Raw genomic sequence first — 15,369 nt, 5'->3', positions numbered from 1 at the left:
GACCCCCCGCCATTATGGCGGGTCTTTTTTTGAATAGCTGTTTATCCTAATCTTTCAAGAAAAGCTACGACTTAACAGCCTAGGCTGTTGTATTAACGGCATTGCTATGATAAAATAAGAATACTGTTTATGTATCGTGATAACCTCAATTACCATAGATAGTGATGCTTAGGCGTAGGAGGTGGAAGTGAATGGATATCTTTTTGAAAGTTGTGCTCCTGATTTTTTCCGTCGGTCTTATTGCGGTCGTTCTTCTGCAAAAGGGGAAAAGCGCGGGTCTTTCCGGTGCCATCTCCGGCGGTGCTGAGCATCTCTTTGGTAAAACAAAAGCTCGTGGTATGGAACTTGTACTACAACGTGTAACTGTTGGACTTGCTGCAGGATTCTTCATTATGGCAATTCTAGCTGCTGTTTTCATTGATTAAAGTACCTACAGTAAGCCCTCGCTCTGTTCTGAATGGAATGGAGTGAAGGCTTTTTTGTTATAATTAAAAGGAGAAGCACCTGTTGGTGCTTTTCTTTTCATAGTAGTAAGAATAAAGAATTCGGTACGAAAAGCATCATAAAGAAGACTTTCTTTTTCGGTGGAGTGAAATTTTGTACTGCGTTTACCTTTGGATGACAGTAACAGGGATGCGCAGGATTGATTTCGTGTATACTAGGGTATGAAGTAGGTAAAGGTAAAATTTACTTGGCATTACTACAGAGCAGGACAAGACATACATATTTGCCAGCGGCTTGGAGCCGCGGAGGGTTGGGGTGACGAACATGATAACACAAGAAATATTACTCGATTTCATGCGGGAAACTGCATATAAACCAATGACTTATGAAGAGCTGGTGAGCCATTTTGCTCTAGAAGATAGCACAGGGTTTAAAAAGTTCGAGGAACTACTAATTGAATTAGAGCAGGACGGAAGAATTGTATTAACTCGAAATGCACGTTATGGCGTGCCGGAACGAATGGATTTACTGCGAGGCCGGTTACAGGCTCATGCGAAAGGCTTCGCTTTTCTTATCCCGGATGATCGTGATCATCCTGACGTATATATCCATGCGAATGATCTTAAGGGAGCTATGAATGGAGATATCGTTCTAATCCGTATTACTTCTAAAAGTCCGTCCGGCGGACGTATGGAAGGTGAAGTTGAACGTATTGTAAAACGAGGCGTATTGCAGACAGTTGGCGTATTTCAAAACTTGGAGACCTATGGTTTTGTGCTGCCTGATGATAAACGGATTAACCGTGATATTTTTATTCCAAAGCAATCCTTCATGGGAGCGGTAGACGGCCAAAAGGTCGTTGTGCGCATTGTTAATTATCCAGAAGGCCGATCAGCGGCAGAGGGTGAAATTATTGAGATCCTCGGACATAAGGATGATCCGGGAGTTGATATTCTATCTATCATCCGTAAACATCAGCTGCCAGAGGCCTTTCCCGCTGAAGTCATGAACGAAGCGGACAACGCTCCGGACTCCATCACAGAAGAGGAAATTGCTGAGCAGGGACGTCGCGACTTGCGCGGACTAAACATTGTCACGATTGATGGTGAGGATGCTAAGGACCTGGATGATGCGGTTAATGTTCAGCGACTGGAGAACGGACACTACAAGCTAGGCGTGCATATTGCGGATGTAGGTTATTACGTGCGTGAGAGCTCTGAGCTCGATAAAGAAGCCTATGATCGGGGCTGTAGTGTGTACTTGGTGGATCGGGTGATTCCGATGCTGCCTCATCGTTTGTCTAACGGGATTTGCAGTTTGAATCCCCAGGTAGACCGCTTAACGATGTCCTGCGAGATGGAATTTAACGAACACATGAAGGTCGTGAAGCACGATGTCTTTACAAGTGTGATTCGCACCAAGGAAAGAATGACTTATTCCAATGTTCGCAAAATTTTGGAGGATGAAGATCCAGAATTGCTGGAGCGCTATAGTCCATTAATTGATGATTTCCGTCTCATGAAAGAATTGGCGATGAAGCTGCGTGATGCGCGGATGCGGCGGGGCGCGGTTGATTTTGATTTTGAAGAGAGCAAAATCATCGTGGATGAGAACGGCAAGGCTGTAGATATCGTGAAGCGTGAACGTTCGGTGGCTGAGCAGATTATCGAGGAATTCATGCTGGCGGCGAATGAAACGGTGGCTGAACATTTCCATTGGTTGAAGGTACCGTTCCTTTACCGGATTCACGAAGATCCAGACCCGGAGAAGCTGCAGAATTTTATGGCTTTTGCGGCCAATTTCGGATATCACGTGAAGGGCCGTGGCAATTCGGTTCATCCACGTGCTTTGCAGGATCTGTTGGAGCAAATTCAAGGAACAAAGGAACAGACAGTGATTAGCACAATGATGCTGCGTTCCATGAAGCAGGCGAAGTATGACGCGGAGAGCACAGGCCATTTCGGACTGGCTGCGGAATATTATTCCCACTTCACTTCTCCGATTCGTCGTTACCCCGATCTGGTCATTCACCGCGTAATGCGTGAAGTGATTGAGAATGGGGGCGCATTGAGTCAGAAACGGCATGATTATTTGGCCGGCCGGATGCCTGACATTGCTCAGCAATCCTCAGAACGTGAGCGTGTGGCGGTAGAAGCAGAGCGCGATACAGAGCAACTGAAGAAAGCGGAGTACATGCAGGATAAAGTGGGCGAGGAATTCGAGGCTATGGTCAGCAGTGTGACCAGCTTCGGGATGTTCATCGAGCTGGACAATACCGTCGAAGGCCTTATTCGTCTCAGCGCTATGAGCGACGATTATTATCACTTCGACGAAGCGCATATGGCGCTCATTGGCGAGCGCACATCGCGGGTGTTCCGCATTGGTGACGAGGTGAAGATTCGAGTCGCCAAGGTAAATATGGATGACCACACGATCGATTTCGAGTTGGTCGACATGAAGCCACGCGCGCCAGGTGAACATCGCGGCGGTGGCTTTGGAGGCGGCCGCGGTGGCAAGGGCGGCCGTGGGGCTGGCGGCTTCGGCAAGCCAGCCGCTGGGGGTAAAGCCGGCGGCGGCAAGGGCCGCGGCGGTAAAGGCAAGCCCGGCGCTGTTGTAGGCGCGGGCAAGAGCAAGCCGGGCGCTGGTGTGCGCGCCGGCGAAGGGCCGCGCGAAGCGGCCGGTGTTGCACCGGGCGGACGCGGAAAGCGGAAGCGCGGGCGTGATGCCGGCGAGGATGCGAGCCGGGTAGTGGCGGCGCCGGGCGGAAGCACCGGCGCAGAGCGCGGAGGCGAAGCCGGCAACGCAGGCGCGCCGCGTGAGCGCAGCGGCGGGCGAGGCCGCGGCGGTGACAACGGCGGTGCCGGTGGTGGACGCGGCATTAGCTTCGGCTTTGGCTCCGGCAAAGGCGGATATGGCGCTCCTGCGTCTGACTCTTCCGGCGGCGAAGTCCGCGGTCTGGACGGCAGCACGAAGTTCCGTAGCCGTGAGGACCGCGGTGGTAACTTTGGCGGTGAAGGCCGTGGCGGTGCTCCAACAGGTAAAGGTCGCCGGAAAAAGAAGAACAAAAGCGGTGTGTTCATCGGTCAATCCGTGACACCGGGCAACGTTCAGACGTCGGAACAAGCCGCTTCTAAACGTAGCGATACTACAGGTAGCGCTCCAGACGGAGCTCCTCGTAAGAGAAAGAAGAAATAAATAACGTTATTGGACTGCGTTACGTAGCTCTATGACGCAAGATTAAGCACTGTCTCCTTTGAGGGGGCAGTGCTTTTTTAATTTTTTTTCGCTGCTCAAGTGTGAAAGTCTCGTTTCTGAACGAGACTATTGGTTTCCACAAGTTGTTAAGTAATAGCCTGAAGAAGCTATGAGACAGCGTCATTTTGTGACTTTGACACTTGGATTGGAGCGAAGTAACCAGTGTTATAACGATGCTTATTTTTTGATTGCATAATGTGCAGTTAAAATTCCGGTGTTTCAGTAGAGATTGAGGTTAATTGCACTTTGTACAACTAAATCTGATCAGTATCTTCAAAACCGCATGTTTTCGAGTTTTTAACTGCAGAAAGTACAACTAAACAACCATCGAGCGTCTAAATATATTAAATAGATTTATAAAGTGCATTTATGTAGCTTTAGCGAAGCATCGGAGGGAAAGAGTGAATAGAAAAGGGTATGAGTGGACTGGGATGTGTGAATAAAGAAACACAAACGTATTTTTACAAACAAATGTAATTAAAGTTAACTATTGGGTAAACTTACTGACAACTAGTTGTCAAAATGGCCGAGAAAGGATTACCTGATCCTTCCTTGCGCACAATCGATTCCATTTGTTACAATATAGATCAGACGTTCGATGACTATGTCGTTTAAGATTAGAGAGACATGGTTACTTTAACTTATGAATATGATTCAAGGAGTGATTCTCATGGGTAAAAAAGCAGACGGGAAAGTACTTGCCCAGAACAAAAAAGCTTCCCATGATTATTTTATCGAGGATACTTATGAAGCTGGCTTGGTGCTGACAGGTACAGAGATCAAGTCGCTGCGTAATGGCCGCGCTAATATTGGAGATGCTTTTGCTACGATCCGTAACGGTGAGATTCACATTCACAACATGCATATCAGCCCGTTTGAACAAGGTAATCGTGCTAACCCTACGGACCCGACGCGTACTCGTAAATTGCTGATGCATAAGGAGCAAATTCATAAACTGCTGGGCTTGTCCAAGCGAGATGGATTTACGATTGTGCCACTCAAGGTTTATGTGCGAAATGGCTATGCGAAGCTGTTAATTGGTCTTGGTAAAGGTAAGAAAGAGTACGATAAACGTGACTCTGCTGCTAAGCGTGATGCTCAGCGTGATATCCAGCGTGTATTGCGTGAGAAGCAAAAGATCGCCAGATAATCTAGGAAGAATGGACGATTCAAATGAGTACCAGTTTCCACCTTCAATTCCTTTAACCCACGTGTTAAAGTATTGATAAATGTGATATACTGAGTAAGTAAGATTATTGCTTCGTTACAGACTTCTTCAAGAAGAAGCTGTGGATTGGATCTCTCTTGCTTGGAAGATCCGCTTGATCCGAAGCGCCCTTTTTAATGAGGGGCCGTTCTTGGATTCGACGGGGGTAGTTCGAGCATGAGTAGCGAGTAGTGGGGACGCGTCCGCTTCATCAACGCTAAAGCCTATTAAACGGCAAACAACAAAACAACTACGCTTTCGCAGCCTAAGAAACTGCGCGCGTGCTTCTACCCTGCATCGCCCATGTGACAGGGATAGGGGCTAACAAGTAGTGGGATACGCCGTCTGGTCTCCGCCTGGGGTCAACGGAAGAAGATAATCAGGCTGACCCAACGTATAGCCGGTTACGGGGCGATACTCGGGTGACATCAAAACTGTGACTACACTCGTAGAAGCTTATGTGCCGTTATCTTCGGACAGGGGTTCGACTCCCCTCGGCTCCATAAGAAAAACCCGCTGAATTAGCGGGTTTTTTGCTGTTTAGTGCTTGGATTGTACACCGAATCTAGACAAGGAGTTATGGGGAACTAAATGTGTTCATTATTGCAGACCTATTGTCTACATCTTGAATAAGATCATTCACTTTGAAGTTAATAATTAATGGCACATTTTCCGAAACTACATCTATAAGAACTCGAATTGATATAAAATTATGGTATTAAGCATCCAAAAAGAAAAACATTCGGAGGAATTACTATCATGAGCTTTACTATTGATTATGTTAAAAACAAAAACAGAATTATTGTAACATCGGACGGTATGGATGTTGAGGATGCCCTTGCGTATGCGGAACAATTTCCGAAAGTACTGAAGAAAACTAAGCGAGGGTTTACAGGTATGACTGTAATTACTGGTGGCCTGGTATTTAAGCAAGAAGTGTTGGCAATTCTTGCTCCAACTAGTGAAGAAGCTGTCAAAGCTGGAATCTCTACAAAACACAAATGGGTGTATGTTGCGCCTACCTCGTTCTACAAAGCGCAAATGTATCGTATGTTTAAAGATATTGCAAACTTGTATGAATCGATAGAAGAAGCTGAAACGTATCTTAATTCTGCAGGGAATTAGTATATGGAGTATCAGAGAAAGACACCTTGAAGGGTGTCTTTTTTCATTCTAACGGAAGTTTCGGATAATACGTGGCGGTTAAACGGCTTATCCCTAGACTGTTCTGGGGCTTGCTGTTAGTGGATACAGTAACAGCATGACTCACTTACTAGGGGGTATGAAGACGACGGGTGAAGGTACGGTGATTATTAATACTAATATATTCTCATACGTGAATCTGAAAGAATTGTTTAAACGCATGCTCTCTTTCTTTATATGCTGCATTGTCTTTTTATTTTGATATAATTAATTATTGAGTTTAAGGTATATACAATAGTGGAAAAATAGGGATATAGAGCATTGCTTCGCGAACGGTATACCTATAGTTAAAGGATTTAATAGTTACTTAATGCTATAATATTTATTTAGAATAAGAAATAGGGTGAGATCATCATGAATCAATTTCAAAGTACCCACCATAAGCTGTTAATTATCGGCGCGGGTGCTGCCGGACTAATGGCCGCTGTTACTGCGCGTGATATGGGTATCGATACTGCCATTCTGGAGAGCAACGACCGGATTGGAAAGAAGATATTAATGACAGGTGATGGCCGCTGCAACATTACGAATGATTCCACTGCGACGGGTACGGATGAAGCGGTCGCTTTGTCGCGTAAGTACCACAGTAATCAGGCTGGATTTCCATTGGCGGTATTACAGCAATTTGGCATTCGTCAAACCATTGATTTTTTCTCCTTGCTCGGGCTTCCGCTTACAAGATTGAAGGAGGGCTTGATGTATCCGATGTCGCTGCAAGCTGCAGCGGTGCAGGATATTTTTCAGCTTGCGCTGGAGGATCGGAATGTTCCGGTATACCTCAAGAACAAAGTGTTGGATGTTACTGTTTCGACGAATCATCCGCGCTTCACGATAAAATGCCAAACGGAAACAGAGGAGGGGGAGGTACAAGAGGTTGTTTATACCAGTGAATATCTATTTCTCTGTGCGGGTGGCCTTACCGGTCCAAATGCGGGAAAAGAACCTCCTGGTTATATCCTTGCCGAACGTCTGGGGCACTCCCTGGTCGAGCCTTTGCCAGCCATTGTGCAATTGAAGCTAAAGTATCCGAATATGAGGGCGCTGACCAGTATCAAATTTCAGGGACAAGCCCATATCTTTGTAAATGGTAAAAACATTCTCAGTGCATCTGGTGAGATTGCTTTCACGGATTATGGCATTTCTGGTCCGGCAGCTCTCCAGCTAAGCAGGGTAGCTTCTTATTATCTCGCAAGAGGAGAGAATGTGACAGTATCGGTTGATCTGATGCCGGACCGCACGGAGGAAGAGCTAGTTAATTTTTTGGAAATGCTCTGGGAGACCTTTGGACACCGGACTGTTTCAGATTCTCTTGTGGGGATCTTCAACAAGAAGTTGGTTTCTGTCCTGCTGAAGGAGGCAGGCATCGACCAGCAGCCACAGCTACTTTGCCAGGATCTATCGATGAAAACTAAGAGGACATTTTATCGAATCTTAAAGCGTTGGGAATTTAAAGTGACGGATACCAATGGCTTTACGAATGCGCAAGTGACAGCTGGTGGCATCGATACGACTGAACTAATCGAGGGAACGCTGGAATCCAAGCTGGTGCCTGGGCTGTATTTGGCTGGCGAAGTGATGGATGTGGACGGAGATTTCGGCGGCTATAACCTGCAATGGGCCTGGAGTTCCGGATATGTGGCCGCCATGGCGCTAGCTAAGTCAATTCAATAAATTTATTAGGAAAAGGGATGCATCAATTAACATGTATAAGGATCAGACTTCTAAGCACCACGAGCTGTTCATTATCGGTGGGGGTGCTGCAGGTCTAATGGCTGCAGTTACAGCGAGGGATCAAGGTATTGATACAGCAATTATTGAAAGCAATGACCGGCTTGGGAAGAAAATAATAACGACGGGTAACGGGCGTTGCAACATTACGAACCAATCCACCGCCACCGGTACGGATGAAGCGGCCGCTTTATCACACAAGTATCACAGTAATCAGGAAGGATTCCCAATACATGTATTGCGGCAATTCGGTGTCCGCCAAACGATCGAATTTTTCTCCTCGCTCGGGCTTCCTTTTGTAAGCTTGGAGAATGGCCGGATGTATCCGATGTCGCTGCAGGCGGCTTCGGTGCCGGGTGTATTTAAGCTGGCGCTGGAGGATCGGAATGTTCCCGTATATTATAAACATAAAGTGTTGGATATTATCGTTTCGGAGGAACATCCGCGCTTTACGATTAAATGCCAAACGGAGACAGAGGAGCTAGTTGAGTATACCAGCGAATACCTCTTTCTATGTACGGGGGGTCTTACTGCTCCGAAAACGGGAACAGATGGATCCGGTTATACGCTTGTCGAACGGCTGGGACATACTATGATTCATCCTGTGGCAGGCATTGTGCAATTGAAGTTAGATTATCCGTATTTAAAGGAACTATCTGGCATCAAATTCGAGGGATTAGGTCATATTATCGTAAACAATGAAGTCATCCGCAGTGAATATGGTGAAATTCTTTTCACGGACTATGGCATCTCGGGCCCGCCAATACTTCAGCTAAGCAGGAAGGCTGCGTATAATCTCGGAAGAGGAGAGTCCGTGACATTGTCGGTTGATATGATGCCGGAACGTACGGAAGAAGAGGTAATTGATTTTCTGGAAACACACTGGGCGATCTTCGGGCACCGGACAGTTGCGGACGCCTTTATCGGCATCATCAGCAAGAAGTTGATTCCGGTTCTGCTGAAGGAAGCGGGAATTGATCAACAGGTTCACCTGCTCTGTGAGGATTTATCGTGGAAAACTAAGAAAATATTTTATCGACTCATGAAGCGTTGGGAATTTAAAGTGGCCGATACCAATAGCTTCACGAATGCACAAACAACAGCTGGTGGGATCGATACGACTGACCTAGTTGAAGGAACGTTGGAATCTAAGATTGTACCTGGGCTTTATTTGGCAGGTGAGGTGATGGATGTCGATGGTGATTGCGGCGGCTATAACCTGCAATGGGCCTGGAGCTCAGGCCATGTCGCTGCGATGGCGCTTGCTAAACGACGTGCCGGCACCACATAAGAGGCTAGAGGTTGCAGACTCTTGAAACGTTGCGGTGGAATACTTGCATGCATTGAACACACGGCGGCTAATAGATTTGCCATGCCACGGCTCTGCTCCGTTTGGAGTAAGTAAAAGACACCTTGAGAGGTGTCTTTTTTCAATCAATTCTTATTCCAATATTCCCAAACTGCTCGCCCTGTTGCATTCGCTGAAAGGCTTGAAAGGTATCTTGTAAAGGATACATACTATCAATGATAGGGCGTATCGAGTGGAGTTCCATAAATTGAAGCATCGCAACAAACTCTTCACTGCTTCCCATTGAGGTTCCGATGACACTGATTTGGGGAAAAAATATGGATCGTACTGCTAATTCCATTCGATCTCCTGAGCTTGCCCCAAACGTGACGATCCGGCCATTTGGCTTAATGATATCAAAGTACTGTTGGAACGTCGCTGGCCCGATACTATCCAGGATGAGATCTACTGTTTCTCCGTTCATACTTTCCTTCCAATCACTATAACTGTCAAAGGCATGATCTGCTCCATGTGCAAGAGCAACTTGTCTTTTTGTTTCCCTTCGTGATGTGACACTGACTCGTGCACCCGCTGCTGAAGCCATAAGCATGGCATAAGTAGCCACACCGCCACCAATACCTGGAATAAGGATATGTTCACCTTGCTGTAAGCGGCCTCTCGTAAACAAAGCCCGATAGGCTGTCAAGGCAGATAAGGGCAACACGCCCGCTTCTTCCCAAGACAAATAAGCTGGCTTACTGATGGCATTTTGCACAGGGATGATGATAGACTCGGCAAATGTACCATCTGAAGGGCCGCCCACTATGGCCGGAACATTCGGGACATCGTGGGTGATTTCCCATCCGATACACGGATTAATGATTACATCGGTACCTACTGTAAGTGATGTTACGCCTTCACCTACCGCTTCAATTATACCCGCCCCATCAGAGCCCATAATCAGGGGAGAATCCTCATTTGTTCGATCCGCCATGAGAAATAAGTCTCGATGATTTAACCCTGCGGTTTTAAGCCTTACTTTTACTTCGCCGAGACCCGGCTGTTTGCCAACAACGTCTTCATATGTCAGGCTCTTCAAGCCGTTCATCCCAGCATGTACGATTGCTTTCATCCTAATCCTCCAGTAATTCGTATTTCAATGAATCTATTCTGAATTGTACAGAGTGGGAATCATACAGTAAAATGAACAAAACCGAATGTGAGTATCATAAATGATCATACCAAGCAGGTGACATAGAAATGGAAAGCGGAGATTTAAGAATATTTCAAGCTGTAGCTCAAGAGGGTAGTATAACCAAGGCTGCGCAAATGTTAAATTATGTACAATCTAATGTGACGACTCGAATTCAGTATCTTGAGGCGCAGTTGAAAACCCCTCTTTTTCGGAGGTCCAATCGAGGAATGACGCTAACTTTGGCTGGCGAAAATTTACTGGAATATGCGGATAAGATACTGGCTCTGATGGATGAGGCTGTGAAAACTACACAATATTCGGACCATCCTGCAGGGCCTCTTCGGATAGGCTCCATTGAAGCGACAGCAGTCATTCATCTGACTCCGCTATTGGCCGAGTATCAATCACGATATCCGGATGTTAATTTATCGCTCACTACGGGTGTGACACATACGCTCTTACAAAAGGTGTTGGATTACGAGCTTGATGGAGCGTTCGTCTATGGTCCTGTTGATGATCCAGATATAGAACATATTGCGGCCTTTGAAGAGGAGTTGGTGTTGATCTCTGAGCCGGGACAAAACGAAATGTATGATCTACTCATGAAACCGATGTTGTTCTTTGACGTTGGATGTACGCATCGGGCAAAAGCAGAGAGTTTTCTTAGAGGCACTGGCCTAACCACTTATCAGATAATGGAATTTGGAACATTAGCAGTTATTCTAGATGGCGTTTCCTCTGGACTCGGTGTGTCTATGCTGCCACAGTCATCGATAGCCAAGGCTGAAGAACAGGGAATAATTACTTCCCACCGTTTGCCTGAAGAGTATCGAGATTTGCAGGTATGGTTTGTGCATAGGCATGACTCGATTTACTCAAGCGCGTTGACAAGGTTAATCCAACTAGTTAAAACTAGGCAATAATAGTTAACCCGCAACGACCGAAGTGTTGAATGTTAGTTTAGTACTAGACTATTTCATCAAACAACAATCTAAGAACACGCAGCAGGAGGAAAATGATGAACTTTATTAAAGATCAACTAGCAGAATACGGTGTAAGCGAACAAATGACAGTTTATCTTTCGAATATAATCATGGTCTTATTTATAGCACTACTCTCTATATTGGCCAATTTAATAGCCAAAAAAATTGTGCTGAAGATAATTATTCATTTCATTAGTAAGGATCGGTATTCGTGGGATAATATCGTTTTGGAGAAAAAAGTGTTTCACAAGCTGTCGCATCTCGCGCCAGCCTTCATCATCTATTATTCTGCGTCTATCTTTCCGCTATATCAGGCTTTTATTGAAAAATCCGCCTTAACTTATATGATTATCGTAACTATCACAGTGTTTAATGCACTACTTAATGCAATCGATGCTATTTATCGCTCGTTTGAGATCTCCAAGATTAGACCGATTAAAGGGTACATTCAGGTTGCAAAGATTATTCTATTTATCATTGGTGTTATTGTGGTGATCTCTAACCTCGTTGGTCAGAATCCACTGATTATACTTAGTGGGTTAGGTGCATTATCAGCTGTTTTTATGCTAATTTTCAAAGATTCTATATTGGGCTTGGTGGCAGGTGTTCAATTATCATCGAATGATATGGTGCGTGTAGGTGACTGGATCGAAATGCCAAAATATAATGCGGATGGTGATGTAATTGACATTACATTGAATACGGTAAAGGTTATGAATTTCGATAAAACAATCACCATGATTCCTAGCTACGCCCTTATTTCAGACTCGTTTAAAAACTGGAGGGGCATGCAAGTATCTGGCGGCAGAAGGATTAAACGAAGTGTTCATATCGATACAAGCAGCATATGCTTTTGTACAAAAGAAATGATGGAGGAATTCCAGAAGATTCACTACCTTTCCGATTTTATAAAGGCAAGATTAAATGAAATTAGCATTTATAATATCGAACATCAAATCAATACGGAGAGTAAAGTAAATGGAAGACATCTCACTAATGTTGGTGTATTCAGAGAATATATCCATGAATATCTGAGGAATCATCCTAAAATTCATAAGGATATGACACTGATCGTCAGACAGCTAGCGCCAGAGGATAATGGACTGCCCTTAGAAATCTACGCGTTTAGCAATGATACTAACTGGGTGGTGTATGAATCGGTTCAAGCTGATATCTTTGATCACATTTTTGCAGTTGTACCGATATTTGGGCTTCGTGTCTTTCAAAACCCGACGGGCCATGATATTGCTCGCTTAAAAGAAAGCAAAGAGTATTCATCCGGATACTGAAGATAAAAATGATTTGCAGGAGAAGGCATTTCTTAATATCAGTAAAAAAGCGACCATCGTGGTCGCTTTTTTACGCTTTTTTCATTTTGGAAAGGATCATAAAACGTACAATTTATTGGGGTTCTGACATAGCAGAAGACTCTAATGGAAGTTCCCAGATTCATTTTCTGAGAATTTGCCATCGCTGTCATGCAGAGCTTGTTTGCGGCGATCATTACGGGCTTGCTGCTGCTGTTGGGCTTCCAGGCTGTTTACGGGCGTGGCTTCCAGTTCTTTTACTGTGTTGATTAGATTCTTATCTGGTTGATTTGCACTCAATTGAAAGCTCCTCCCTTGATTATCTAATGGTTGTGATTTTTATTATGTGCTGGCTACTGTGTGGCTATTCGTGTTGTATTTTCACAAGAGCCCAGGATACATTGCCGAGAGTACGGATGTATCAATGCTCTGTCCTATAATCATTAACTCAGAATACTGTTAGATGTGAAAAATATGAGGAAATGATTGTATCGGAACTGATTTCTGTTCTGATATGTTGGGGATGTTTCAGTTCTATAAAATGTAATATTTCAGGAGGGAATAAAATGAAAAAAAGTATTGCCAAGGTAATCAGTATTGGTGTGTTGTTTTCTCTTGCACTTTCTTTGATAGCAGGTGGATGGACAAATACAGTAGTGCATGCTGCTGGTCTTTCGATAACAGGCAGTGGAGGCTGGAATGAAGCGGCATATGTGGAATGGTCACCTGTAAGTAATGCGACAGGATATAACGTATATGTTAAACAGGCAAGCGCGTCAGATTCGGGGTACCAACAGATTGATAATGAATTGATCCGCAAATATTCTTCCTATTGGAGAGCGGATGCTGTAGGGCTTGCAGCTGGAAGTTATGTAATGAAGGTTGAAGCTACCCTTTCGGGGGGAGGAGCGGCAAGTGCAGTATCAAATACGTTATCCGTAACGTCATATGATCGATCTGGATTTTCTTTTTCGGCAAGCTCGCCATTTGGTACGGGTTCTGGTGCTTATAATGAGAATGGAACCCTCAGGAATGGTGCTCAATTGCTTTATATAACATCTCAGAATGCGAAAACCGTAACACTTGATGTGAAAATCAACAGCTCAGGTGCTGTACAAACTGGCGTTGGTCTTGGTAGTATCTTGGCTCTGAGACAAAAGGGTTATGATACAACCCCGCTTGCCATCCGAATTATCGGTAAAGTTACAGCTGCTGACCTGAGCGGACAGCTTAACAGCAGTGGATATCTTGAAGTCAAAGGTAAAAATAATTATTCGGAAATGAATATTACAATCGAAGGTATCGGAAAAGATGCTTATGCATACAGTTGGGGGTTGCTGCTTAGATATGTTGGTAATTTGGAAGTAAGAAATCTGGGTGTGATGTTATTTCCTGACGATGGCATTTCAATGGACACAGGCAATGCGAATGTATGGTTGCATAATAATGATATTTTCTATGGATCCGCAGGGAGCGATGCAGACCAAGCCAAGGGTGACGGATCTACGGACCTCAAAAAAGGATCGACGTACATTACCATCTCGTATAATCACTACTTTGATTCCGGAAAGGCTGCTCTAGTCGGACTTAGTGAGTCTGCAGAATTCTTTGTTACCTTCCACCATAACTGGTTCGATCATTCGGACTCCCGTCATCCGCGGATCAGAGTGGCCTCTGTTCACGTCTATAATAACTTCTATGATGGAGTCTCGAAATATGGTGTCGGCGTTACAACCGGAGCTTCGGCTTTTGTGGAATCCAATGTTTTTAGAAATACTAAAGACCCAATGCTTAGTTCTTTACAGGGTACAGATGCTTTAGGTGAGGGTACGTTCTCGGGTGAAAATGGAGGTGTGATTAAAGCTTATAACAATCTAATTATTGATGCTTCAAGTCTTATCTACGCTAACTCCAATACAGGGACAGCTCCTGCTAATGCAGCCTCATTTGATGCCTACTTAGCCTCGTCGAGAAATGAATCCGTCCCAGGCTCATACAAAGCATTAAAAGGCGGAACAGCATATAATAACTTCGATACGAGCGTCCAAACCGGAGTGAACGTATCGAATATTGATAACGTAAGCAATGTAGAACAGGTTGTTACGGCAAAAGCCGGACGTCTGAATGGCGGAGACTTCACATGGGCATTTAATGATTCCGTGGATGACGCATCGTATGCGCTGAATACAGCGCTGATGTCTGCAATCAGAAGCTACACAACGGGGCTTGTCTCTGTAGGGGGCAATTCAAACCCAACAAGTCCGACTCCAACAGCTACTCCTGTGCAAACAGCAACACCATCTCCAACAATAACACCGACACCTGTACCTACACCGACACCAGCGGGCACGCCAGTGCCTTCAGCGGGAGCAACCTCGCATAACTTTACCACTGATGGAACAACGAGCAGCTTCTTTAATATTCAGGGGAATCTCTCAACCAGTAAGGGAAATGTGACATATCAGGGTTCAACCCTAACCCAATGTCTAAAAATTGAGAGTGCAACCAGTATTCAGTTCACAGCCGCTAAAGCTTCAACCCTAACCCTAGTGTTCAACACAGAAGGAACCAAAATCAAAGTGGATGGAACAAGTTATCCTATAACGAATGGCATTGCCACTGTCTCCATTACGGCGGGCGCACATATCATAACGAAGGATAGTACGGCGAATCTGTATTATATGAAGTTGGAATAGATAGTTTTATAAAATAAAAGCTGCTAACGATATTGTGATATGCTCCCATCATAGTAGACAGTA

General features: G+C 44.9%; 11 protein-coding genes and 1 other RNA gene. 10 read left to right on the top strand and 2 right to left on the bottom strand.

Features of this window, described 5'->3' with window-relative positions:
- Nucleotides 1-191: 191 nt before the first annotated feature.
- From secG to CA598_RS28835, 7 genes are all read left to right on the top strand, one after another.
- Nucleotides 192-425, top strand: a complete 234-nt coding sequence (gene secG, locus CA598_RS28865; protein ID WP_042123332.1) for a preprotein translocase subunit SecG — start codon at nucleotides 192-194, stop codon at nucleotides 423-425.
- 343 nt (nucleotides 426-768) lie between these two features.
- The gene (gene rnr, locus CA598_RS28860) at nucleotides 769-3,639 is read left to right on the top strand and encodes a ribonuclease R (RefSeq protein WP_094878706.1); all 2,871 of its coding nucleotides are present in this window, start codon (nucleotides 769-771) and stop codon (nucleotides 3,637-3,639) included.
- A gap of 730 nt (nucleotides 3,640-4,369) precedes the next feature.
- A complete protein-coding gene (gene smpB / locus CA598_RS28855) occupies nucleotides 4,370-4,849 on the top strand; it encodes an SsrA-binding protein SmpB (protein ID WP_042123338.1) in 480 nt (159 codons plus the stop codon).
- 198 nt (nucleotides 4,850-5,047) lie between these two features.
- Nucleotides 5,048-5,412: a transfer-messenger RNA gene (gene ssrA, locus CA598_RS28850) on the top strand.
- Nucleotides 5,413-5,665: 253 nt separating this feature from the next.
- Nucleotides 5,666-6,031, top strand: a complete 366-nt coding sequence (locus CA598_RS28845) for a hypothetical protein (RefSeq protein WP_094874399.1) — start codon at nucleotides 5,666-5,668, stop codon at nucleotides 6,029-6,031.
- A 432-nt stretch (nucleotides 6,032-6,463) separates the two neighbouring features.
- A complete protein-coding gene (locus tag CA598_RS28840) occupies nucleotides 6,464-7,780 on the top strand; it encodes an aminoacetone oxidase family FAD-binding enzyme (protein WP_094874400.1) in 1,317 nt (438 codons plus the stop codon).
- Nucleotides 7,781-7,811: 31 nt separating this feature from the next.
- Nucleotides 7,812-9,128: a BaiN/RdsA family NAD(P)/FAD-dependent oxidoreductase gene (locus CA598_RS28835; RefSeq protein ID WP_094874401.1), complete on the top strand. Its 1,317-nt coding sequence runs from the start codon at nucleotides 7,812-7,814 to the stop codon at nucleotides 9,126-9,128.
- 139 nt (nucleotides 9,129-9,267) lie between these two features.
- Here CA598_RS28835 and CA598_RS28830 read toward each other — a convergent pair whose 3' ends face one another.
- Nucleotides 9,268-10,257 (bottom strand): zinc-binding dehydrogenase, encoded by a 990-nt coding sequence (locus CA598_RS28830; protein WP_094878705.1) that lies wholly within the window; start codon nucleotides 10,255-10,257, stop codon nucleotides 9,268-9,270.
- 128 nt (nucleotides 10,258-10,385) lie between these two features.
- On the opposite strand from CA598_RS28830, the gene CA598_RS28825 reads away from it, so the two are divergent.
- Nucleotides 10,386-11,243, top strand: a complete 858-nt coding sequence (locus CA598_RS28825) for a LysR family transcriptional regulator (RefSeq protein ID WP_094874403.1) — start codon at nucleotides 10,386-10,388, stop codon at nucleotides 11,241-11,243.
- Nucleotides 11,244-11,338: 95 nt separating this feature from the next.
- Nucleotides 11,339-12,592, top strand: a complete 1,254-nt coding sequence (locus tag CA598_RS28820) for a mechanosensitive ion channel family protein (protein ID WP_094874404.1) — start codon at nucleotides 11,339-11,341, stop codon at nucleotides 12,590-12,592.
- Between the two features lie 141 nt (nucleotides 12,593-12,733).
- Here the strand turns inward: CA598_RS28820 and CA598_RS32475 are convergent, their stop codons facing one another.
- Complete coding sequence (locus tag CA598_RS32475) at nucleotides 12,734-12,910, bottom strand: hypothetical protein (RefSeq protein WP_179085866.1); 177 nt, start codon at nucleotides 12,908-12,910, stop codon at nucleotides 12,734-12,736.
- Nucleotides 12,911-13,176: 266 nt separating this feature from the next.
- Between CA598_RS32475 and CA598_RS28815 the strand changes: the two genes are divergently transcribed.
- Nucleotides 13,177-15,306 (top strand): pectate lyase family protein, encoded by a 2,130-nt coding sequence (locus CA598_RS28815; protein WP_094878704.1) that lies wholly within the window; start codon nucleotides 13,177-13,179, stop codon nucleotides 15,304-15,306.
- Nucleotides 15,307-15,369: the final 63 nt, after the last annotated feature.

Source organism: Paenibacillus sp. VTT E-133291 (genome assembly GCF_002264395.1).
In the GTDB taxonomy this organism is placed as follows: Bacteria; Bacillota; Bacilli; order Paenibacillales; family Paenibacillaceae; genus Paenibacillus_AQ; species Paenibacillus_AQ nitricinens.
The sequence above is the reverse complement of the archived record's forward strand: the minus strand, read 5'-3'. Positions and strand labels throughout refer to the sequence as shown.